Annotated in this window: 19 protein-coding genes; 10 read left to right on the forward strand and 9 right to left on the reverse strand. The window is 42.9% G+C overall.

From position 1 onward, the window contains the following. The 4 genes from E1163_RS19825 to E1163_RS19840 form a co-directional block, all read right to left on the reverse strand. Positions 1-602 (reverse strand): LysM peptidoglycan-binding domain-containing protein (locus E1163_RS19825; protein ID WP_155174201.1); only part of this gene is annotated, 602 nt, incomplete at its 3' end. An 11-nt stretch (positions 603-613) separates the two neighbouring features. Then, entirely contained in the window at positions 614-1999 is a 1386-nt protein-coding gene (locus E1163_RS19830) for an ATP-binding protein (protein WP_155174202.1), read from the reverse strand. Positions 2000-2035: 36 nt separating this feature from the next. Beyond that, the gene (locus E1163_RS19835) at positions 2036-6406 is read right to left on the reverse strand and encodes a T9SS type A sorting domain-containing protein (protein ID WP_185156148.1); all 4371 of its coding nucleotides are present in this window, start codon (positions 6404-6406) and stop codon (positions 2036-2038) included. A gap of 20 nt (positions 6407-6426) precedes the next feature. Next, positions 6427-7515: an FISUMP domain-containing protein gene (locus E1163_RS19840; RefSeq protein ID WP_155174204.1), complete on the reverse strand. Its 1089-nt coding sequence runs from the start codon at positions 7513-7515 to the stop codon at positions 6427-6429. 637 nt (positions 7516-8152) lie between these two features. Here E1163_RS19840 and ric point away from each other — a divergent pair. The 10 genes from ric (at position 8153) to E1163_RS19890 (ending at position 18249) form a co-directional block, all read left to right on the forward strand. Next, positions 8153-8866, forward strand: coding sequence for an iron-sulfur cluster repair di-iron protein (gene ric, locus E1163_RS19845; protein WP_155174205.1), 714 nt, complete (start codon positions 8153-8155; stop codon positions 8864-8866). Between the two features lie 86 nt (positions 8867-8952). After that, complete coding sequence (locus E1163_RS19850) at positions 8953-9438, forward strand: c-type cytochrome (protein WP_155174206.1); 486 nt, start codon at positions 8953-8955, stop codon at positions 9436-9438. A 21-nt stretch (positions 9439-9459) separates the two neighbouring features. After that, the gene (nosZ, locus tag E1163_RS19855; RefSeq protein ID WP_155174207.1) at positions 9460-11418 is read left to right on the forward strand and encodes a Sec-dependent nitrous-oxide reductase; all 1959 of its coding nucleotides are present in this window, start codon (positions 9460-9462) and stop codon (positions 11416-11418) included. Positions 11419-11492: 74 nt separating this feature from the next. Beyond that, positions 11493-12074: a hypothetical protein gene (locus tag E1163_RS19860; protein WP_155174208.1), complete on the forward strand. Its 582-nt coding sequence runs from the start codon at positions 11493-11495 to the stop codon at positions 12072-12074. Between the two features lie 2 nt (positions 12075-12076). Beyond that, positions 12077-12535 (forward strand): nitrous oxide reductase accessory protein NosL, encoded by a 459-nt coding sequence (locus tag E1163_RS19865; RefSeq protein WP_155174209.1) that lies wholly within the window; start codon positions 12077-12079, stop codon positions 12533-12535. A gap of 6 nt (positions 12536-12541) precedes the next feature. Continuing rightward, entirely contained in the window at positions 12542-13777 is a 1236-nt protein-coding gene (locus E1163_RS19870) for a nitrous oxide reductase family maturation protein NosD (RefSeq protein WP_343033896.1), read from the forward strand. Further along, positions 13774-14505, forward strand: coding sequence for an ABC transporter ATP-binding protein (locus E1163_RS19875; RefSeq protein WP_155174210.1), 732 nt, complete (start codon positions 13774-13776; stop codon positions 14503-14505). Before E1163_RS19870 ends, E1163_RS19875 begins: the two co-directional genes overlap by 4 nt. 11 nt (positions 14506-14516) lie before the next feature. Continuing rightward, positions 14517-15299, forward strand: coding sequence for an ABC transporter permease (locus E1163_RS19880; protein WP_155174211.1), 783 nt, complete (start codon positions 14517-14519; stop codon positions 15297-15299). 543 nt (positions 15300-15842) lie between these two features. After that, entirely contained in the window at positions 15843-16952 is a 1110-nt protein-coding gene (locus E1163_RS19885) for a helix-turn-helix domain-containing protein (RefSeq protein ID WP_155174212.1), read from the forward strand. Positions 16953-17052: 100 nt separating this feature from the next. Continuing rightward, positions 17053-18249, forward strand: a complete 1197-nt coding sequence (locus E1163_RS19890; RefSeq protein ID WP_155174213.1) for a serine hydrolase domain-containing protein — start codon at positions 17053-17055, stop codon at positions 18247-18249. A 147-nt stretch (positions 18250-18396) separates the two neighbouring features. On the opposite strand, the gene E1163_RS19895 is transcribed toward E1163_RS19890, so the two are convergent. From E1163_RS19895 to E1163_RS19915, 5 genes are all read right to left on the reverse strand, one after another. After that, the gene (locus E1163_RS19895) at positions 18397-19005 is read right to left on the reverse strand and encodes a Crp/Fnr family transcriptional regulator (protein ID WP_155174214.1); all 609 of its coding nucleotides are present in this window, start codon (positions 19003-19005) and stop codon (positions 18397-18399) included. A 115-nt stretch (positions 19006-19120) separates the two neighbouring features. Further along, complete coding sequence (locus E1163_RS19900) at positions 19121-20926, reverse strand: hypothetical protein (RefSeq protein ID WP_155174215.1); 1806 nt, start codon at positions 20924-20926, stop codon at positions 19121-19123. 410 nt (positions 20927-21336) lie between these two features. Beyond that, on the reverse strand, positions 21337-23886 hold the full coding sequence (locus E1163_RS19905) for an adenosylcobalamin-dependent ribonucleoside-diphosphate reductase (RefSeq protein WP_155174216.1): 2550 nt from the start codon (positions 23884-23886) through the stop codon (positions 21337-21339). Between the two features lie 15 nt (positions 23887-23901). Continuing rightward, positions 23902-24441, reverse strand: coding sequence for a hypothetical protein (locus E1163_RS19910; RefSeq protein ID WP_155174217.1), 540 nt, complete (start codon positions 24439-24441; stop codon positions 23902-23904). A 22-nt stretch (positions 24442-24463) separates the two neighbouring features. After that, entirely contained in the window at positions 24464-24709 is a 246-nt protein-coding gene (locus tag E1163_RS19915; RefSeq protein WP_155174218.1) for a DUF2249 domain-containing protein, read from the reverse strand. Positions 24710-24890 lie beyond the last annotated feature (181 nt).

A 24890-nucleotide genomic window follows, 5' to 3' on the forward strand; every position in this document is an offset into this window, starting at 1 on the left:
TTTTCTGTACTGGCCATGCCCCCTTTTTCTGCCTTGGTTTCCATGGCTGGCTGAGTATCTGCTACCGGTGCTGTAGTGGTCTTTACAGGGATAGCCTCTCCTGAAGGGATTGCCAGCTCAACACCAATATCAAACCCTTCCAGGTGCCCTTGGCCATTGTTCCTTTTGAACTTCTTTACCTTATCGGCATTGGCCTCTCTTAAAGCATCTTCACTGACTTTGTATTTTAATGCCAGAGCGGCCAGGGTATCCCCGGGTACGGTAGTATGGCTGGCAGCCGGAGGTGCTGTTTTTAGTTTTTCTTTTGGTTTATCCCTATCCCTAATCCTAAGCAGGCCGGGCACCTTGTTCAGGTCTATTTTTGAGATCATGCCCGGCATGGTCATTTCATAGATGCTTGGCATATTCTTATACATGGACTTAAAGGGAGGTACGGAGCCTTTAGGCCTGGGCCGAATACGCTGATTGACCTCATCGTCCCATTGAGGGGCAAAAGGATCAAAAAAAGGCTGGCTTTCAGGTAAGGCACCGGTTGACTCCAGAGAAACATCCAAGGGATGTGGCTGGGCTGCACCAGGAGATGGTGTTTTTTCTTCAAACATCGGTAGTTAGTTTATATGGCCTTTCCCTTTTTTCTTAATTCTTTGATTACACCATCTGTAAAGACCTGTTCAGTGACTTTTTCATGACCGTAATGCAGCGTCATCATGGCACAGTAGCGAAAGATATTGTTGATCTCCGCGCCCGTCAGTTCATACTTCTTTGCTACTTTTTCCATCAACTCAGTGTTTTCGACCGCGTACCTGCCTTGAAAAGCGCGGTTAAAAAGCTCCTTGCGCAGAATTTCATTCGGAACGGGAAATTTGATTATGGACTGAAATCTTCTTGTAAAGGCCGAGTCCATATTTGCTTTTAAGTTGCTGGAAAGAATTACCAGGCCGTTGAAATTCTCCACTCTCTGCAAGAGATATGAAACCTCCTGGTTGGCATACCGGTCATTGGCAGTGCTGGTTTTCGTACGTTTTCCAAAAAGGGCATCAGCTTCATCGAAGAAAAGTACCCAGTTGCGGTTTTCAGCCTTATCAAAAACGGCTGCAAGGTTCTTTTCTGTTTCCCCGATGTATTTACTTACTACCTGAGAAAGGTCTATCCTGAATACAGGTACATCCGCTTCTTTTCCGATAAGACTGGCCGCCATGGTTTTACCGGTACCTGAAGGGCCGTAGAACAATGCCTTGTACCCCTTTTTTATTTTACGGCTTACATGGTCATCATCCATCATCTGCTTTTTCTCTTTGAGCCAGATATTGATCTCCTCAAGAGCAAACCGCGTTTGGCTGCCAACTACCAGATCGCCCCAGCTTTCGTGCGTATCTATACATTGAGCGGGAAACGACTGGCTGAATGCAGGAATAAAAGGCCTGCCTTCTACCAGTAAACTGTAATACTCATCGGACAATACCAATGCACCATGGAACCGGGACAGGTTGTGAGCCACTTCATGAAGTGAGATTACACCCATTCGAAAAAGCGGGTGGTCGTTGTTAAATATTCTTCTGATGATTTGCTGGCGAAGTGTGACATTTTCCCCGGCCAGTAAAAACAGCGCGGTTTCCGCTGTTGGGATAAACCCAAATAGTCCATTGCTCTTTATCCCGCCTACGCGGTTGACCCCTATACCCTGATTCTGAAAATAGGAAAAAGGCTCAAATAACGCAGGACATACATGGGAAGCTAATGTCAGCGCCAGTATTAAGCGTTCGGCAACGGATAGCCAGGCAGGATCATCAGGATGATGTGCTTCAGATAAACTTGTGAGCAACTGGCTGTAGTAGGTTCCTTCCCTGACCTCCGGAGGGAAATTGTCCATTAAAAAATCCTCAATTACCTTATCCTCCTGGTGGTCGTTCAGGTTTTCACAGCGCTGGGCAATGATTCCTTTGGCCCAATGGATGTCAGTTTCTATAGTTGCAAATAATGGAAGCTCCTCCTCTTTCATATTGTATGGTAATCGTATTAAAAAATATATGAATCCTTAGCGCAGGATATGGGGGAGCCTGATTATTCGGCCTTGCGCATAAAAGGATACAATATAAAGCCCCTCGGGACAACTTTCCAAAGGAATTTTAAAGGATGTTGCGCCTTTAGTTATATTTCCTTCATATATCTGCAAACCCGTGGATGAATACACATTTATCGGACTGTCCTCAATTAAGGGCTGGTCAAACACAAGTACCGCATCCCCTTTTGAAGGGTTTGGGTAAATTTTAAAGCTTTGATTCGTGCCATTGTTCAAGCCGGTTACGGATGCAGTGGGAGGCAGGATATTTATTTGTTTGTATGCACCTTGATAAATTTCTTTTGTACGGGTCTTTGATAGATGAGTATCATGAACATAAGCCACGATTAAGAAAGTATCAGCCGGGTCATACATGAAGTCAGGACTCCAGTATTGCGTGACGGTTTCTGTACGTGATATGTCGTTGGGCAGCCAGTCGCCATAAATATAATTTCCTGCGGCATTTGGCAAAAGCTTTCTCAATACATTATGATATGTGCGGCCATTCGCTTCCAGGCTTTTTTGAAGTATTCCGATTTCGAGTACTAGTGGCGAAGAAATGGTGTCTGCCGTAGGGTTTTTGGTGAGGGTAACCTCAATTTTTAAACTTCCGCCAGGGTTGTCCGTATTTTCACCACCTGTAATAATGTTATCGGAGATAGTCAGGTTAAATGGCGCGTCTATATTGGCTCTTTTTGTATAAACATCTTCACCCCAACTATCTGTACTAAAAGGATCATTCCGGTGATAAACTCCATAAGTACCATCCATAACCGTTCTCGGTACTTCACTGATCCCATATTCAAGCGCATGCGCACTGGGGTCGGCAGTATTCAATTTATTGACTGGGTCTAAACCCGGAAAGTCCGTGTGATATTCTATTTTAATCACTTCTGCGGGTCTTGCGGCTGCAAAATTATCGATATAGGTGTTTTCCTTTTCATTATTGGCAGCGTTGACATTGGTGAAATGCTCAAGGACTACCATTCGGTTTCTTTCCCTGATGGCGAAGTTGTCAAAGGCGAAACCATCAAACTTATTTTCCCTGTTATCCCCAAGATCCAGGCTTGCAAAGGCGATTCTGAACCGCACAGGTTGGCCTGCTGCTTTTTCCTTTACACCATCAAGGGATATCTTTGCTGACTTCCAGCCGCTAACACTTCCTTCCCATCCCAATGCCTGCCCGCCTGGAGCAGCAGATATCCCGGTAGAATTGAACCATTCAATACCACTGCCAATGCTGCCAACAGTTTCCCATTTGGTGTTAGCAGCGCTAAGCGTCTCTCCTTTAATAGCGTACTGTAAAGTTGCTCCTTCAAATTTCTCCGTATTGTACCATATATCCATTTCGACTTTAGGCCTGTCCCATAAGTTGAGATTGAAGCATGGGCTTTCTACCCAAGAGTCTTCGTTGTCATTATAAGCGGCAGTAGCAGTATTGCTGGTTACCCAGGTATGGTTGCCGGTTTGGGTTTCATTGATTAAATCCCCTTCCGGTATGGTGAGCCTCCAACTGGAGTTATTTGCAAGCCCATTTGCCTGCTCTGTTTCGGTTGTACTTATCCATCCGGCTGCACCTTGTTCGAAACCTTCAAAATAAATCTTTTTGGAAAAGTCAATGGGGGGATAAGTATAAGTGGCTACCGAATGTACAATAGAGTCACTACAACCAACACTTGTAAGGACCTTAAGCTTCACATCGTAAATACCCGGTTCTGAAAATGCATAGAAGGGATTAGTTTGGGCAGAGCTGTCAGCGCTTCCGGGATCATTGAAACTCCATAACCACTGGTTGACCGTATCTTTAGGTACTATACCGCCCTGGGACTCATCGATAAAGCTTAGGGTGCCTGTAGCACATGATTCTGCAAAGCTAAACTCCGCCACAGGGTTTTCCCCAACATTAACTTCCAGTTCACTAAGTGGTCCTACACATCCATAATCTACCAGTCTTTGTGATACAAAGTAAGAGGTGGTGGAGGGAAACTGGTTGCTAATGCCGGTATTGAAGGAATAGGTTTGTGCCTGAAGCAAATTTTCTCGCTCATCGTACCATAGATACTCCAGTGAATCAGCAATATCCAGGCTATCTACTTCAGCGACAAACAGCTTTCCTATATCATCTCCTATACAATAGTTAAAAGTGCGGGTATCGGTAAATATTGAGTCAGGCAGAGGTAAAACGCGTACCGTGTCATTTCTTACAGCGCGGCACCCGTATTCACTGATATATTCAAAAGTTATGACATACCCTTTGTTGTTCGGTGCAAGAAAATTTTGAGGGGTTGCCCCTGATACATTTTTGGAGTCAAAATGGAGGTTCATGTCTTCTAGAGGCACGGCTGAGGAAATGTTAGTAGCAGTGTCGAGGTTGAGTATTGAAAAGATTTTACTGGTACCTAATCCTCCTAGTGGATTACCTAAGAGTTCTATTGGAGAACTGTTCTGACAATAGGTGGCTTTGATTGAATCGCCTCCCATAAGAGAGGTTACTAATTTAGGGGTTTGGGCAATAATTACATCCTGGGTCAATACTTTGGTGACATCAGATTCCCCTTTTGGGGTATAATTAATCTCAAAAGTAAGGGTATCTCCTGCTTTAAACTTCTCATCTTTAAGCTTTGATGGATCTAAATAAAAACCACTGAGCAGTCCTTTATCATAAGCTGGATTTAGAGTTCCTTGCAATGCCTGAGTGGACATTCCTCTACTGTTGGATGAAATATTAATAGCATTTGTTTCTCCAATAAGCTCACCAACAGTGCCCTGGCCAACCCACCCGATAAGTATCTTCTCTGCGTCACTATCTATACAAACTCCTGAATTCTGTAGACCAAGTATTTGCTCTGAATTAGACTTAAAAAGGTTTATATGAAATTCAATACCGGAGAAGCATTCATTATTATTATCTACGTATATCAGAGAATAACGCCCCGCCCGGTTATCAATATTTGGGTTGGCAGGATTGAAAAAATAGGTAAGTTTGTCATTTATCTTGGATGACTCCACTCCATGTCCTAGGAAGTTGCCCCACTCACTTTCCGGATCGGCTTGTAACATTTTCTGTGGGTCATCATTTGGCATGGCATACTCATCACCATCTTTTATGTTATTCGTTACATCACCATTAATGATATCTGTAATTTTGATCTTCGGGGTTGTGCCAAAATACAGGCTGGTTGTAGCTGATTGTAATTCACAACCTCCCTGACTACGTGCTGTAACTTTAAAGGAGTGTTCTCCTTTCTCAGATATGGATGTGGTCATGAACACGTTATTGTCATTACTAACAGGGCTACCGTCAATTATAAAAGTGTAGCTGTTGTAGTTTGGTTCTGCAGTAATTTCCAGTTCGTGGGATGTACAAATATTAATTGAGTTACCTGTTTCTTGTGTTGTATTGTTTTTATAGACTACACCAAGTTGTGGCAGGTCTGTAATTTTTATACTGGCAAATGGAGTGCCGTTGTCGCCCTTCTTTATCCCTAGTAGCAGGGCACTACTGGACTTATCCATTGTTATACTGTATTGATCCAATGGATCAGGAGGGATACCATCGGAAATTTTTACTTTTAAACCGGAAATTGTGAGGATATCAATATGTTCTTGAGGAAGATTCTCCGGGTTTTTAAAGATAATGTGTACTTTCCTGGGATCATGACTCAGTGAATCATGTTCATAAAACAAACCTTGTGAATGAAAGCTTATGTCACTGTTTTCCCCTTTCCTTACCGTTCCCTGACCTTTCTCAAACTCAAATCCATCAGGTAATACAAGAGTAAGTAATTGTAAGTTACCAATATCGGGAACATATTGAAAGTTAGCTTTTCCTCCTTCGTATATTTCAATATCATTGAGGGTAGTGTAGGTGCCCTTACAAATTTCTGTTGTAAGGGCGTTGATGGTTGCATAGGGGGCTGTGGTGAAAGTGTAGTGCAGCGTGTCACTTACGGTTCCATCCAAGGCTTTAACAGGAGCAATTTTTACTATGTAATCGTTTTCAGGTTCTAGTTTATAAGGTTTGCCGTTTGGCTTAAAAGTAATAGTGATTATACTAGAATTATCATCAATACCTAGAGTATAATCACTTTCAATGTTTAATGTATGGGTAATACCATCCAAATTTTTATGACTGATACTTACGAGGTCTTTTAAATCTGCACCAGTAATAAATGCGCTATCAGACACACTATAAATTGATTCAGTAAACATAATCTCTGCTGTATCAAGGTTTACTGCGACATCAATGCTTCCATTATCCGGTTCCGATAGAGTACTGTCGATAGTAGCCTGTCCGTAACTGGTAGCACTCCACAATATTGTGAGAAGGAATAAAGCTAATTTCAAGCCTGACATGTCTATGTGTATTATTGGATTTTTAAACATCGCACACAAAAACCGGAATTTTTATAGCCATCACTGGTTCCTACTTTATCTCCCTGGTTTTCCGATACAGAATAATAAACTCCAAATTTATTCTGTAAATCGGGGTCATTGGGTAGATCAGATGACCAAAACAATGCTCTATCTGTGTTGCCACCGAAGCCGCCCATGTTTGATCTAAATCCAACATACTTCATCTCCAATCCACTACTCCCCCCTGCTTTCATCTTACCTCCGGCCACATCAAAGCCTCCTAAAGTTGTAATAAGAGTTTTCCATTCCGCATTATCGGGCAGCTTCCAGCCGGCAGGGCAGGCAACCTTAGCTGCATACCAGGTGTATAGGGCTCCATTAGTAGCGCAGTTAGAAGGGAGGTTGTCATAGCAGTACTGCGCGGTGTCCAGCTGGATATTCAGGTTTTCGGCCATCCATATTTGATCACCTATTTTTACTACTTGATATTCCTGTCCATCGCGCTCGTCCGTGATGGTTTTCAAGGTTGCCGCAGCAATACTAGCACTAGCCTCACACCCATTCGCATCCCTTACCTTAACCGTATGGTCAGCAATATCTGCATCCATGCTGCTTTCGGATTGGTAGCTTCCATTGTCAAGGGCATATTCGTAAGGTGCGGTGCCTCCGCTGGCCTCGGCTTCTATGCTGTAGCCTCCGGACTTAAGTGTGAGGGTAAGCTCGGAGCAGTTGTATACTACAAAGTCTGCGGTACTGGTTGCCGGGTTCATTCCTTCAACGGCAACAGTAATTTTTCCTGTAGTAGCTGTGGCAGGTACAGTAGTCTTAATCTCCGTGGCTGTTGCAGATGTTATTGTAGCCTCCACTCCGTTAAAGCTGACTGTATTGCCAGATGCTGTAGTGCTAAAATTAGAGCCTGTAATAGTTACTACATCATCAACCTCACCTTTCGCAGGCTCAATACCAGTAATCGTAGGTTGTTGTTGAGGGTCAGGGTCTCCGTCATCATCGCCGCCACATGATGAAAAAACGGTTAGGGTCATAAATAGAATTAAGGCCAATAAAGAATTTTTAACTGGTTCAGTCAAGGTGTTTTTCATGATTAGAAAGTTTAATTACTGGGGTGTAATGTATTAATAAGCGATAGCTATCTATGGGGAGGATAGTTTTCTTTATGGGGAATGCAAATATAAATATTCCACTATTGATATTAACTTTATGTAAGTTAAATAGCCTTATTGAACCATATGATAAGACTTGATAATTTATTACTTATTTTAAATTGTCAAATGCATCATATTAATATTTAAACAATGAAAATAAGTTGCGCTTTTAAGGTGTAATATTCTATATGTCAGATAAATATACTTTGGATTGAGGCGGTTTAGGTACTGAATTTAGTTTAAGTTAATGCACTTGTCAATAAAATAATATTTATATTATTTTTAATTCAATGGATTGATATGAAGCGGCATGCCTGCTCCTGGCAGGATTAAACTTTATGAAATCTCCTTGTAAGTTTTTCTTGTAAATATTCGGAAAAACGGATTTATAAACTTGTGTCTTACTTATTAGGCCGTGTGTTCTATTGTAGGGCTCTCATTATGGGCATTTTTCACCCACTTTTTAATTCAATCCACTCCACATAACAAATCACCGGCTTTATGATTGCGATCATAAGAGAATGGTGCCACACTTCTGAACTTTGAAAAAGAGTTTAAACAAACATCAATGCAAATGGAAGATATTAAATACAAAAAAGTGGGCAGCCTTGTAGCAGAAGACTATAAATATGCCGACATATTTAAAAAATATGGTATAGATTTTTGCTGTGGGGGAGGAGTAAGCGTGGAAGAGGCCTGCAAGAAGAAAGGAGTCAATTGTGAGCAACTGGTCAATGACCTTTTAGCTGTAAATGGAAATAGCAGGGATATAACCGGGGCAAAGGACTGGCCTTTGGATAAACTGATCAACCATATTATAAATGTACATCATACTTATGTAAAGGAAAATATTCCCCTGCTTCTGGAGTACTCCAATAAGGTGGCCAAAGTACATGGTGACAGGCATCCGGAAACCATTGAGATCAACAGGCAGATATATGCGCTGGTAGATGAATTACTGCCACACCTGACCAAGGAAGAAACGATTCTTTTCCCTTATATCCTTAAGCTGCTGGAAGCAAAAACACAGCCTAACCCTTCTTTCGGCACTGTTCAAAACCCGATCAGGGTAATGATGGATGAGCATGACGCAGCCGGGGAGATCATGAGGTCAATATCTGAACTTAGCTCGGCGTATACCCCTCCGGTTGATGCCTGCGCAACTTACAAGGTACTCTATCAGAAGCTTCAGGAATTTGAAAATGACCTGCACCAGCATATACATCTTGAGAACAACATCCTGTTTCCAAGGGCAACGGAAGCTGAACAGTCTTTTCAAAGCACCTGATTAAAATCATGTTTGCCCTTGATGCCAGTCAAAGGAGATGGATGAATAGAAATAGAAATTTACAATCGAAATTAAATTACACTGTTATGTATACACACTTAAAATATCTAATTGGAATCGTGGTTCTGCCGCTTCTATTGGCCGCTTGTGGTGGTGGCGGAGAAAAGAAGGCATTGCCCCCTGCAAAACACCCTTCAGAGTCAGCAAAGGCTACTACGCCTGAAGACCCTATGAAAAATTGGCAAAGCAATAAAGGTATAGGGCCTGTAGAGAATTTAACCCTCGGTGAAATAGACCCAAAAATGGCTGAAGAAGGCAAGGTGATCTATGAAGAACTATGCACCGCATGCCACAAGCCGGACAAGAAGTTTATAGGTCCGGCACCTAAAGGACTATTGGACAGAAGAACACCCGAGTGGGCTATGAATATGATACTTAACCCGGAGGAGATGATCCAGAAGGACCCTATTGCCAAGCAATTGCTGGTGGAGGCCAACGGAGCACCTATGGCGAACCAAAACCTTACGGAAGAGCAAGCTCGAAAGGTGCTTGAATACATCAGAACCCTTTAAAATTTTCTAACATACACTAACATGAAGAGAATAAACCTATATGTTATTGCCGCAGTATTGACCACCCTGGTTTGGGGCTGCGGTAATAATGAAAACGCAAACAAACAGGGAGCCATGAATACTTCAAAGGCTGCCGAGAAAGTGTACGTCGCTCCGGGCGAGTACGATGAGTTCTACGCATTTATGTCGGGCGGTTTCAGCGGGCAGATAAGCGTATATGGCCTGCCTTCAGGCAGGATGCTGAAAGTGATCCCTGTATTTTCGCAGGATGCAGAGAAAGGCTATGGGTACAATGAAGAGACCAAGCCTATGCTCAATACCTCTTATGGCTTTGTGCCTTGGGATGATGCCCACCACCCTGAACTATCTCAGACCGATGGTGTTCCTGATGGTCGTTGGATATTCATTAATGGTAATAACACACCACGTATTGCGAGAATTGATCTCACTACTTTCGAAACCACGGAGATAGTGGAGATCCCTAACAGTGGTGGTAACCACAGTTCACCTTTCATAACCGAAAACTCGGAGTATGTGGTGGCCGGTACTCGCTTTAGTGTGCCCTATCCTCAAAAAGATGTGCCGATTGATTCTTACAAAGAGAACTTTAAAGGTGCACTTACTTACATTAAAGCGGATGAACCCGGCAACATGGATGTGGCATTCCAGATCCTGGTGCCCGGCTATGACTATGACCTGGCGCACTCAGGTAAAGGCAAATCTCACGGCTGGACATTCTTCACCACTTACAATACTGAAGAAAGCCATACCCTGAAAGAGGTAAATGCTTCGCAGAACGATAAGGATTTTATAGCCGCTGTAAACTGGAAAAAGGCTGAAGAATACCTGGCGCAAGGCAAAGGAAAAGATTACCCTGCCAAATATGTTCATAACTACTACGATGAAAAAACGCACATAGCTACCTCAACGACGAAGGAGGGGGTTAAAGTGCTTATCCCGGCAGAGTGCCCCGGCCTGATCTATTACCTGCCAACCCCTAAATCTCCTCACGGTGTAGATGTTGACCCTACCGGTGAGTATATTGTAGGTAACGGTAAACTTTCTGCTGACCTTACAGTTCACTCTTTCGATAAAATGTTGAAGGCCATTGAAAACAAGTCATTTGAAGGCGAAGTTGATGGCATACCTGTATTGAAGTATGAAGATGTAACAGCCGGAACAGTGGTAAGTGGTGGTTTAGGACCATTGCACACGGAGTTTGACGGTAAAGGTAATGCTTATACCACCTTCTTCATCTCTTCTGAAGTGGTGAAATGGAAACTCGGAACCTGGGAAGTGATTGACAGGGCTCCATGTTACTATTCCGTAGGTCACCTTATGATCCCTGGTGGTGACTCTAAAAAGCCGTGGGGTAAATACCTTGTAGCGCTCAACAAAATAACCAAAGACCGTTACCTGCCTACAGGCCCTGAGATGAATCACTCAGCACAGTTGTATGATATCTCAGGAGAGAAAATGGAGCTCCTCCTCGACTTCCCTACCATTGGAGAACCCCATTATGCACAGGCTATTGCAGCAGATGTGGTGATGAAGAACTCTAAAAAGATCTATCCGATCGAGGAAAATGAGCACCCACACGCCATTAAGAAAGAGAGTGAGGCCAAAGTGGTGAGGGAAGGCAATGTAGTAAGGGTTTATATGACCTCTATACGAAGCCACTTCAACCCTGATAACATTGAGGGTATAAAAGTGGGCGACAAAGTGTATTTCCACCTGACAAACCTGGAGCAGGATTGGGATACTCCTCACGGATTGAGCATCATGGGAGCCAGAAATGCTGAGCTGCTTGTTATGCCTGGTCAAACTGAAACACTGGTTTGGGAGCCTCAGAGAGAAGGTGTATACCCATACTATTGTACAGACTTTTGCTCTGCACTTCACCAGGAGATGCAAGGCTACATCAGGGTATCCGCAGCCGGATCTGATGTGCCCATCAAATGGTCATTGGGAGAGGATTAAGTATAGTTTTAATCATAATTCACAGGTAGGAGGCTGCCTGAATACGGGCGGCCTCCTTTTTAAATACAGATATTATGAAAATGCTACCGAAAGTGTTGATGTTTGTGGGTGCGTTACTTCTTCTGACCCTGTTTTTAACCCCACTATGGAGTATAACCCTGGAAGCTCCGCAGTATCCTGATGGCATTACCATGTACATCTGGATCAATAAAATTACCGGGGACACTGAGCATACTTTACAAAATATTAACATCCTTAACCATTATGTAGGGATGCAGTATATCGAGCCTGATTCTATTCCTGAACTCAAGTATTTTCCATACATCATTGTAACCATGGCAGCTCTGGGCTTATTGATCTCTTTTAAAGCCAACAGAAAACTTATACTTTCATGGGTTATTATAATGGTGGTATTAGGTATACTGGGAATGTACGATTTCTATCTATGGGAATATGATTACGGGCATAACCTTGACCCCAAAGCACCTATTAAAGTGCCTGGCATGGCATATCAGCCACCGGTATTTGGATCTAAAATGCTGTTAAATTTCAACGCGATATCTTACCCATATTGGGGTGGGCTCTTTCTTGGATTGTCTATTATTATGGCCATAGCGGCTTTTTTTACCGCAAGGAAAACTACTGGAAGTAAATAGCAATGAAAAAGCTAATCTATATCATAATCACCTGTATGGTCTTTGCTGCCTGCAAACCTGAGCCGGAACCTATCCATTACGGTCAGGACGGATGCAGCTACTGTAAAATGACGATTGTTGACCCTCGCTATGGCAGCGAACTGGTTACTGATAAAGGCAAAGTCTACAAGTTTGATGCAGTCGAGTGCCTGATCAATTATATGAATGAAAATGCAGGTACCTCATTTGCTCATGTTCTTGTATCTACATTTGACCAGAAAACATTAAAAGAGGCTGCCGGTTGTTATTACCTCAGGAGTGGGAATTTGCCCAGCCCGATGGGCATGTATATAACAGGTGTTTCTGATAAACAGGTTGCTGAAAAATTTGATGATGAATATGGCGGGCAGCTCTACTCCTGGGATGAACTACTGAAAAGCTTTGATTCCCTGCCAACTATTCAGCCCAGGGCATTAAGATAAAAAATCGTGAAGCGAATATTAATCATATTGTTATGCACATGGTTGGCATCATTTACAAGTGATGCAGCTACCCTTGAGGTTTGTAAGGGGTGTACTTACCAGTCTATCAAAGCCGCCATAGCAACAGCAAAGTCCGGTGATACTGTAATAGTTAAAAAAGGAACTTACAAAGAAGGCAACATTGAGATCAGAAAGCCACTGGTGCTGGTAGGAGAGGGCTTCCCTGTTGTAGATGGAGAAAATGATTCGGAGATCTTTACCATTTACGCAGATAGCGTCACTATCAGTGGTTTTCAGATCCAGAATGTAGGCACCAGCTATACCGTAGACCGAGCAGGCATCAACGTAGTGAAAAGCGATCATGTGGTGATAAAAAACAACAAGCTCATCAATACATTTTTTGGCATTTACCTGCAAAAATCAAAACATAACCTGATTGAAAACAATGAGATCATTGGTGAGGCGGAGGAAGAAATGTCCTCAGGCAATGCCATTCATCTGTGGTATTGCAAAAATATACGGATCGAAAATAATACCCTTAAAAAACATCGCGACGGCATATATCTGGAATTTGTTGACAGTAGCCGAATTGTCAATAATGTAAGTGAAGGCAACGTCCGCTATGGTCTGCACTTTATGTTTTCCAACCATGATGAATACATCGACAACACCTTTCGTGACAATGGGGCCGGTGTGGCGGTAATGTTTTCGCGTTATATCCTTATGGACAATAACCTTTTTGATCACAATTGGGGCACAACGGCCTATGGCATTCTTCTGAAAGAGATTTATGACAGTGAAATAATCAATAGTACATTCAAAAAGAACACCACAGCTATATATGGTGAAAGCGCCACCAGAATGAAGATACACAACAATACCTTTGAACAAAACGGCTGGGCGCTGCGCCTGCTGGGTAGCTGCATGGACAACACCATAAAAGGCAATAACTTCTACAGCAATACCTTTGATGTGACCACCAACAGCTCCCGCAACTACAATGAATATTCAGGCAACTATTGGGATGAATATACAGGGTACGACCTGGACAAGGATGGTGTAGGGGATGTGCCCTACCACCCGGTCAAGCTCTTCTCATATATCGTTACCAAATCCGAATCATCCATCGTACTGCTCAGGAGCCTGTTTATTGACATATTGAATTTTGCTGAAAAAGTGACACCGGTATTTACACCGGCAACACTTGTTGATGAAAAACCTCAAATGAAACCTGTTCTATGATAGCGATAAAAAATTTGGAGAAGTCCTTCGGAAAGAATAAAGTATTGAAGGGTGTGGACCTTGAAGTGAAAGGGCAGGGGATATTTGCCATTCTTGGGCCTAATGGCTCAGGGAAAACCACCATTATAAAAAGTATACTGGGTATGGTACTGCCCGATGCCGGTGAAATAGTGGTAGGTGCTGAGGGTGTGAAAGGCAACTGGAACTATAGAAAAAACATTAGCTACCTGCCCCAAATTGCTCACTTTCCTGAAAACCTGAAGGTAAAAGAACTGCTCAGAATGGTGAAGGACATCCGCGGACAGGAGGGAAATGAACAACCTTTGATAGAACGTTTCAAGCTGGAGGGCTTCATGAACTCAAGGCTTCGGAACCTTTCCGGTGGTACACGCCAGAAGGTAAATATTGTGCTATGTTTTATGTTCAATTCGCCTTATATCATTCTTGATGAGCCTACATCCGGGCTTGATCCGGTGGCCATGATCACACTGAGGGAGCTGATCCAAGAGGAAAGGGCAAAGGGCAAAGTGATCCTGCTTACCACCCACATTATGGACATAGTAGAAGAGATGGCAGATGAGATTGTATTCCTGCTCGAAGGGAAGATATTCTTTAAAGGCTCGCTTCAGGATATGCGTGATATGACCGGCGAGATGAAGCTCGAGCGTTCTATTGCCAACATCCTGTTAAGAAATGATAAACAATATCAGGAGGTATTGACTACTTAAGTAACAACATCATGGTAAAGATTCTCAAATATAGTTTTTTCGATCTGATCAGGAGCCGCTGGAGCCTGATCTATTTTCTGTTTTTCGCTATTACGGCAACCTCTTTGCTTTATCTGAGCAACGATACCAGCAGAGCCATCGCCAGCTTAATGAACATCATTATTGTACTGTGTCCGCTGATCGGGACCATGTTTGGTGTAATGTACTATTATAACTCCCGTGAGTTTGCAGAACTGTTGCTGGCTCAACCGATCAAAAGATCATCCATTTTTCTCGGTCAGTACCTGGGCTTATCTATCTCCCTCACACTAAGCTTTGTACTGGGTATGGGTATACCCTTTGTTTTTTATGGAATATTGGGGTCGGTAGAGTTTGCCAATTTTGCAGTACTGCTACTGGCCGGAAGCATGCTCACCTTCACCTTTGTGGCACTGGCTTTCGTAATCGCCATAAAAAATGAAAACAAGATCAAAGGTTTCGGTCTGGCCATAGTCGTATGGCTTTTTATGGCTGTGTTGTATGACGGACTATTCCTGCTTTCCCTCTTCATTTTTGAAGACTACCCGCTAGACAAATTCTCCCTGGTGATGACAGTTCTAAACCCCGTCGATCTTGCCCGCATACTCATTATGCTCCAATTGGATATCTCAGCCCTGCTAGGCTACACCGGAGCCGTTTTTAATAAATTCTTCGGCACCTCAATGGGCTTTATACTAACCTTGATATGTGCTATACTTTGGATTATTGTTCCAGTGTTTGGGTTGAATAGGTTGGCAGGGAAAAAGGATTTTTAAAATAGTAAATTTCCGTTACCACATCGTCCCAAACGCAGCGCAGCGAAGTTTTGGGATCCCCCGATTAAGTGTGCTGAAGGAAGCTTAAGCACATGCCAGGATTAGAGAGGTTTATACCGGCTAAGAATATAGCATTAGGCTCAGACATTTGCCCTGATTAAGGAGATCCTAGATATTTTCAATGAGATTGATAGTTAATAATTTATTTATGCAATGAAAATTCTAGGATGACGGGGTTGGGGTGAGCAATACCCATCAGGAGAGTTTATTTCTAATCTATACCATGTCATTCCGGAATTTCGTAGAGTAGCGGGGAAATATCCGGAATCCCGACCTTAGAAGCACCTGCCAAGCCTGACCTGGATAGTATCAGATATATGCACACCAAAGTGTCGCAGATTGGAATGAGCAGTACCCGTGAGAAAATCAAGTTTGAAGCATCGCTTGAATAATGTCTTCTCTGCCCACATCCAGCAACCATATTGATTAAAAAATGCTAAGTTTGGCTTTTATCGCTTACCGAGAACAACAAAACAAATAACATTGCTAGACATATTTCTGGATTTAGTAGTTGTTGCCAGCGGAGTGCTGGGCTGTTTTATAAGCGTAGCACTACTAACCACTCCTTTTTACAAAAGCAAAGCAAACGCCTACCTGTCTTTATCTATGCTAATACTTGTTGGTATAACCTTATTAGGTTGGTATAGTGCGGAAGGCGGTATATTTGAATTCCTACAAGGTGTTATGTGGGAGTTTTTGGTCGCAGCAACACTGTTTCATTATTTTCTAATTCATATTCAACACGAATACTTAAAGCGAAGCTGGCTAAAATGGCTATACCTTCCCTTTATAGTTGCTTTGCTGGCAGATACATTTCTTAGCTTAGACTTCATATTTAATCTCTATGATTCTTCCTTTCACGAAGAAGGTATAGCCGTAGAGGTAATTTATGGTATGGAGGCCGTTTTGTCCCTGGCATATAATATTATTCTAATCCTCTGGAGCAGGCATTTGACCAAGCATTCGCAAAACATCTCAAAAGAGAAAAAGCACTGGCTGCTAAGGTTAAATCTGTTTATCATAATCATCATTCTGGTATGGTTACTGTCGGATATTGAAGACTTTCTTCTTAATTCGGAGTTTTCTTCAGATTTACTTTGGTTAGTGCTTTCCTTCTTGTCATGGTGGGTACTATACTATGGCGTATTCAGGTTGCAAATAATAGTTCAAAAGGATGAGATACACCAACGTTTGATTGCCGGAGAGGCAGCAGCCCCCGTTGATAAAAAGAAGAAAGCGATAGCTACTGCTTCCAGGGTCATTAAACAACTGTACAAGCTGATGGATGAGGATGAACTGTTTAAAAACCCACTTCTAAGTAGATATGACCTGGCGAAGCAGCTTAACATCAGTGAGGGGCATCTGTCTCAGATTGTAAATCAGGAAATCAATAAAAGTACTATTCAATTTGTGAATGAATACAGGGTCGGATTAGCCAAGAAATTATTGCATAATCCGGCATTCGACAAGTACTCGATTGAAGCTATTGGTATGGAAGCCGGCTTTAAGTCCAAAAGCGTTTTCTATAATATCTTTAAAACAGCCTCCGGCATGTCACCCGGAGCTTACAGAAAGCTCCGGGAAAAGTCCTGATTTGTTCAAATCTGTTTTTTTGGGACTTCTAGTGCTCATAAAGTGATTTTTGTTTGTTTGATGCCATATACTTTAGAGGCTCAATCAAAAAAACAAAATAATGAAAAGAGCAATTTATTTTTTATTGGTTATAACCCTGATCATGTCGGGTTGTAGAGAAGATGATGGTGACTCTGTTATTGTAACAGATGAAAAGAGCTTAACTCAAAGGCTTGAAGATATCCTGAGCCAATCAAATTTTCCGGGTCTCAGCGTAGGGATTGTCAAAAATGGTACTCCTGTTTATCAAAGAAGTTTTGGTTTTAAGAATATTGAAGAAAACGTTGCATATACCAACCAAACTATCCAACCCATAGCTTCAATCAGTAAATCTTTTATTGGTGTAGCCGTTGTAAAATGTATCGAGTTAGGTTATTTTACATTGGACACCCCAATAAACGACATTTTGTATGAGGATTTGGTCAATCCTAAAAATCCATCTGCCGAAATTCTTGTAAGGCATCTGGTCAATCATACGTCTGGCATAGTGGATACCGAAGAATTCTACATAAGTTCCTACTATATTTTAAGTGGTCAGAATATGTCGTCAGCAGGAGCCCAAATGTTTCAGGCCTATGGAATTACCCAGCGCGAACCCAGGACATTGGAGGAATTCATAACCTCTTATTTCTATGAAGGAGGAAGTTATTATAGTCCGGATAATTTCATGAATACCGATCCAGGGGAAAGAGAGATCTATTCCAACACCGGAGCTTCACTAATGGCATACATGATAGCAAAAGCCTCAGGTATGAGCTTCCGGGATTTTATGAGCACATATGTATTTAATCCATTGGGGATGGATAACACTTCATATCAATACAAATTGCCCAATGATAATTATGCTACACTCTATTGGGATAAAGAAACACCTTTACCCTTTTATGACTTCGACTCTTTTCCTGATGGCGGGATAAAAACCTCTAATGAAGATATGATGAAATATATGGTGAATATGATGGCCGGAGCAAGAGGAGAGACGAATACATTGTTTAGCGAGGAGCATTATAAATTATTGTTCTCAGAAACATCACCAACCTATACTGTATTCTGGGATGTAGACCCGGGAGAAAACGCATTTGGTAGTCGCGGAGGGGATATCGGAACAACCACGGAACTACACTTTAGTGCCAAACATAATGCAGGTTTCTTTACGCTCAGCAATTATGATGAGGTATCTGCTGATAGCCATGGCGAACATTACGATGAAGTTATGGATCAAATCAATGAGAGTATAAACGAATTTTTTGCAAATTAATCTTTAATACATCAGTTAAATCCCATGGCCGGTATTCTCACCGGCCATTTTGTTTTTGCTCAGTTGCGAAATGGTGATGAGAAAAAACTTCTTTACAAGAAATCAGAGGGGACGATAACCAAGGCAAGGTTCCTGTAAAGCTGAACATCAAGCCGCATAGGCTCTGAAAACCTTTCTTTTTATGATCTGCAACTCTTTTTTAGCAGCTAATGCCTTGATAGTCCGGATCACCGTTTCGACCCTCAGGCCAGTCATGTCCGCTATTTGTTGCCGGGTAAAGGGAACTTCATAAGTGTTGCTGTCGTCGGTGTCTTCTTTCTTTTTGAAGTAGTCAATCAGGGTAAGCACCCGGTGTTCGGGAGTGTAGCTGGAAATTTCTTTGGCCATCATGGCTTTGAACTGGAGGCGCTTGCTTAGTATGGCGCAGAATTTCAGGTGCAGCTCAAAATTCTCTTTCAGGAGCCTGATAAAATTCTCTTTTGAGAGTTTCCATACCACCGAGTCAACCACTGCATCAGCATTGGCAGGGTAGGGGAAGCCGCCGAACAGAGGGGGTTCTCCAAAACTTTCGCCATTCTTAAACATGCCCTGAATAAACTCCTGGCCATCAGCGCTGAAATTGTTCATTTTAATGATGCCTTCAGCTACCTGATAATAATTGAGGGCAGCACTCCCTTCAAGAAAAAGCACCTCATTCTTCTTCAACGAAATAGCTTTTGCCCCGTAGCTTTCCAATATACCTTCATCTATTACCATACTACAAAAGTACGTACTTTACCGGTACGGATTAAGCTCACGGGGCTGACTTTGCTCAGTTTTGTTTACGATTTATCTCATGGCATTTTGTTGTTTTGTATTGATATTCAGCGGTTTAATTTGAAAGTGCTAAAATATCTTCAAGGGTATGGGCCAATCTGTTTTCTTCCCTGTCAAGTGATTCTTCAAATGCCTCCCGCGAATTACCAGGGTTGGCCGGAACGATCAGTTCCCTGTAATAACCAATGCCAGCGATTAAATTCTTACAGAAGTTAGTCAAATACCTGATCGTTTTGGCATCAGGCATAAAGCATTCGTTTACCTGCTCCTGTATGTAGTTAACATACAACTCCAACTCCCTGATAAACATGTGAGGCCGGTTTTCATTGACCAGTGCCTTTGACCGTCCATAGATATGATCGGTCATCTCCCTGAGAGTAGCTATCCTTTTGAAATTTACAACATTAGGGCCTGGGCAGATGGTTACGGCATGGAGATTCTTAACCAGCGGCAGATTGTATTCTAAAGAAGCAGCGTTGCTCAGGCCTATGCAGAGGCATTCTTTGCTTAATACTTCATCTATTTGCTTCTGGCGCTCCTTTTCTGGCAAATTACTTGTTTCCAACTCCCGGATCTTAAATTTTTGATATTGTCGTGAGGCTGTACAAATTGGCTCTTTGGTGAATTCAGTATTAGAAACCAGGTATTTTTCTGTACAGGGACTTCCTGGATAGCCTTTTTTGATGCGATTTAATTTTTCTTCCTCTGAGCTGGTTCCTTTAAGATAGTTGAAACGCACACCCAAAGGAGAGTTTTTGCTTAATACCACATCCTGCTCTCCGGCATTACATAGCTGCTGCAGCGTCTTCTCATCCACAGTGGTAGCCTCCGGGCAGAGTAAAAAAGGACTCCCCCAGCCTGTACTGTCCATGCCATAGTACCGGTGCAGAAACTCATCTTCCTCATGGGTACCAATACCTCCCTGCACGGTAAGCTTTATCGGGTGAGGCATTTGATACGTTTTCTTTCCCTGAGCTTCTAAAGCCGGCTTATAAACCTCAAAAAGACTATTCGCCAGTTCATCTTTTTTACTCTTAAACTCCTCAAGTATTGGTCCGAGTAGCAGCCCTTCCGTGGCAAAAGCATGCCCGCCACAGTTTAGCCCTGACTCAATTCGGAATTCACTTACCCAAATCCCTTTCTTTGCCAGAAATTTCCCCTGAATGAGTGCTGACCTGTAGTCACTCACCTTAATTACTACCTTCTTATCAAACTTGCCCCAGCCTCTGGCATCAAACTCATTGAATTTTTCCAGATAACTGTATAATCGGGGGTTTAAGCCTGCTGAAAAAATAACCGAAGAGTTGGTAAGGCTGCTTTTGGCATATCCTTTTAAGGCTGTTAAGGCATCGGAACTATCCTCCAACAACTTACCCTCACGGGTATAATTGTTTTTATCAACCTTCGTCATGATGTTAACCTCAATAGCGCCCGGCTGCATTTGTTCCCGCAAAAACTTCATGATGGTTTCGCGGGTTACTTTGTTTTTTGCCTGCAACATTGACAGATAAGCATTCTTCAACTCGTGGTTTTCGGGCAGCATCTCAAAATATTTTACCAGGTCACTTCCTGCTTCAAACAGGGACAATTTAAGCTTGGTAAATTTCTCATTCACGATCCTGTTCACCAGGTTAAGGTAGTCCGTTATACGACGTGCGCGGTAGTCTTCCTCTTTGTCGCTGATGGGGATATACGGTTCATTCTTTTGCTCGTAGTAATACTTGCGCATCATTTCCACCAGATTGTCTTCAATAATGGAAATGGCCGATGTAATACCGAAATGAGCTACTTTAACCGGCGAATCTATCGTGTACGCCAGTCCCATAACAGGGATATGGAATCGGTGAGGAGGTAATTGCATGCTTTTTGATTTTGTTTACTGTAAAGTTTGGTATTTATGGGCTCGATTAATATGACCAAAGTCATAAGTAGCAGGTATTAAATTCATTGTAAATCAGTTGCTTAAATGCTGCTTTTTCTGGTATACCCAAAAGGGTGATGGTCCGGCATGCCTACAAGAAAACGCCGTCATACCGGCGCCATTGGCCCGTTCTTTCGGTCAGGCCTCCGACACCGGCACCTCCATCATCGGTTGGAAGTTCCTGGAGATTTCAGACCACTTCTGACTGTTCCGGGTCAAAAGCGGGAAAAATTCCGAAACGACGCGTTCTGGCAAACGTCAATTTTTGGTTCGCAGCTTCTAATCTTTTAAAAGCAGTGCTCAAAAACTATAAACTCAATACCCATGACTCAATACTCATTACAAAGTCATTATCCACACTTACTATACCCACACTGACTGCATTGCAGACATGATTCCTGATAGATCATACCCGGCTCCTTACAGTGAGGGCAGGTCTGATCCATTGGTACTGTGCCATCAGGAATAAACTGTAGCAAGGCACGTTTCACACCATTTCGCCATGTGTTTAGTGTTTGCCCGTCAAGGCATAGGTCATCAACCATTTCCACTACATATTTGAGTGGCATACCATGTCGCAATACACCACTGATAAGCTTGGCATAGTTCCAGTATTCCTTGTCAAATGTTCTCGAGAGCCCTTCGATTGTAATCCTGTAGCCGTCACCGTCTACGTACTGAAAATCATACCTGTTCTTGCCCTGCTTGCCTTTGCTTTTGATTACTTTCCCTTTTTTCACCATCGATAGGATAGAGAAAGAATCATCTGCACGGCCGGTGAATACCTCGTAAGGTTTGTTGTTGTACAAGCCTACTACCGCCACCCACTTCTCATGATTATTTTTAAACTGCAGTACGGCAGCATCCAGTTCTTTTGGCCTTTTCGGAGGGTTGGTCTCCACAAAATCCTGCTTGTCTTTGGCAGTATCACTGACAAGGATACCGGCGCGGCTACCTTCGCGATAAACCGTTATGCCTTTGCAGCCTTGCTTCCAGGCCTCAAGGTAAATCTCGGATATCATAGATTGAGGCGTACTCTCCGGCAGGTTAACCGTTACACTGATAGAGTGGTCTACCCATTTTTGCAATACACTTTGCAGCTTTACCTTTGCAGCCCAGGCTATCTGGTCACTGCTGGCACCGGCGTATGGCGATTTTTCAATGAGCTTATCCAAATCTTTAGGTTTCAGTTCACCGATCTCTTCAGCATTGAACCCCTGGGTCTCCAGCCATTTTTTAAAACCATGGTGGAACACCGCATACTCTTCGTAGTAATCACCATTGTCATCCACAAAATACGTATGATCACTTCCGGCTTTGGCGGCATTGATCTTTTTTCTTCTTGAATAATACAGCCTGAAAGCAGGCTCAACCCCTGAGGTTGTTTGAGTTAATAAGCTTGTGGAGCCGGTCGGGGCTATGGTAAGCATCGCGATATTCCTTCTGCCGTGTTTGATCATATCCTCTACCAATGCAGGCTCAATTTCTTTAATTCGGTTGATGAAAGGGTGGTTTTCTTCTTTTTCAGCATTGTATAACGGAAAAGCGCCCCTTTCCTTGGCCAGCTTTACAGAACTACGGTAAGCCTCCTGTACAAGGGTACTTTGTACTTTTTCCGCCATCACTATCGATGCATTTGAACCATATTGAATGCCCAGTGAAGCCATCATATCTCCCAGGCCAGTGATGCCCAGCCCTGTACGCCTGCCGTTTTCACACTTCTGCCTGATCTTGAGCCATAAGTTTTTCTCTACCCGCTTGTATTGCTCAGGTTCAGGATCTTTATCAATTTTTGTAATTATCCGGTCAATTTTTTCCAGCTCCAGGTCTACAAGGTCATCCATCAGCCTTAGGGCTGCCTGCACATGCTGCCTGAATAATTTAAAATCAAAAGTGGCTTCTTTATAAAATGGCTTACTGACATATCCTGCCAGGTTAATAGCCATCAACCGGCAACTATCATAAGGACAAAGAGGAATTTCACCACAAGGATTTGTGGACACAGTCTGAAACCCTTCATTTGCATACCTGTCTGGCAATGACTCTCTTGTTACTGTATCCCAGAATATCACACCAGGCTCCGCTGATTGCCATGCACCCTCTGTTATTTCTTTCCAGATGTCCAGTGCCCTACTTTCGCTGGTAACTGAAGGGTTTTTACTATTTATCGGGAACTGTTGCCTGAAGTTTTCATCACGTTCAACAGCCTTCATGAAGGCGTCATCCAGTTTTAAAGATATGTTGGCTCCGGTTACAGCGGTTGTATCCCGCTTGGCCTTGGCAAAGGCAATGGCTTCGGGGTGTTTTACTGAAAGCGTCAGCATTAATGCGCCCCGTCTTCCGCCCTGGGCCACTTCCCGTGTAGAGTTGGAGAAACGGTGCATGAAAGCCACAATCCCTGTTGCAGTAAGGGCGGAATTATTCACTGCGCTGCCCTCGGGCCGAATGTGTGACAAGTCAAGGCCCACCCCGCCACGTCTTTTCATAAGCTGTACCAGCTCTTCATCCATAGCCATAACAGATCCATAAGAGTCCGCACCCTGTTCCACCCCGATCACAAAACAATTGGATAAAGAAGCATGCTGAAATTCATTGCCAATGCCTGCCATTGGGCCTCCCTGTGGCACGATATATTTGAAACCTTTTAACAGCTTATATATCTCATTTTCCTTTAGCGGCTCAGGGTATTTCTCTTCTATCCGGGCAAACTCGCGGGCGAGCCTGTGGTGCATGTCATCAGGAGACTTTTCATAGTAGTTGCCCATACTGTCTTTTAGTGCATATTTGCTCGCCCATACTTCTGCAGCCAGCACATCGCCATTGAAGTATTTTATGCTTGCCTCCTTTACTTCTTTTTCGGTGAATGCTTCGAGGGTTTCTGGTGGTTCGGGTATCATCATAGTGTTTATTATATTTTAAGGATTACATTGGTTCAACAGGGCTTCCATTTCCACGATCTTCGGAAAGAGAATGTCATTTTCCAGCAGTACCTGATCGTGCCAGTATTTTCTGAATTTCAGTAACTCCACATGGATCTTTCTAAAGTGGGCTTCCATATGTTCATCGTTAAAATGAATCTGTTCCATCAGCTCCAGGAGCAGGTTGAACCGTTGCTTCTCGATCTTATGCTCCTTGTACATTTCATGTATGGGATGGCAGGCAGAGTGGAAGCCGGGCATCCTTAGGCTACTGCGCTTTTTGAGTTCCGAGCTGTAACGGGTTACAAAAGGTATGATAGCAATAGCCTCTTTATGGATGTGTACTTCCTGCTTCCAGACAAAAAACTTAAAAGCCGCATACAGCTCCTCTATGTCATGCTCAACCTTATATCTGAGTACGAATTGGGCAAAACTCGTTCTGATTTCTGCAAGAATAGCCAGTATGGCGCTGTGGTGTGATTTAATAACAGTCTTGACCAGAAGCTCAGCCGGCCAGTCATAATACTCTTCCTTCATATCTTTAAGTGATGCAGCAGGTTTAAGCTTCTTCCGGGTTTACTTTTGTAATAAGGACTTTCCATGCCTCAGGACCTTTCTCACTGTAATGCCACTCAAACTGTCCGCGGCGCTCTGCCTGAAACTGGTAATAAAGAGGAATAGGGTCGTGGTCATTTACCAGCGTAAAAGTTTCGCCCGGCAGGAGGTCATCAAAGCGCTGGAAAATGGCAGGGTGCTTCAATTTGGGTTCCATAAAACGCACATCAAGAGTATGTTCAGCTTCCATATTTTTATCAGTGATTTCGGGTAAATATAGAAGCCACACCTAACCTTTTTTATGACTATGATCATGTTAAAAAAAGTTATTTGTTTTATTTTTTTAATCCCGTAGTTCGTTGATTAACAGACTTATCAGTAGGCAATTGGTAAAAGCAGTGAACCAGTAGGCAATCGGCAAAGGCAGTAGG

This window comes from Fulvivirga kasyanovii (genome assembly GCF_009711405.1).
Taxonomy (GTDB): Bacteria; Bacteroidota; Bacteroidia; order Cytophagales; family Cyclobacteriaceae; genus Fulvivirga; species Fulvivirga kasyanovii.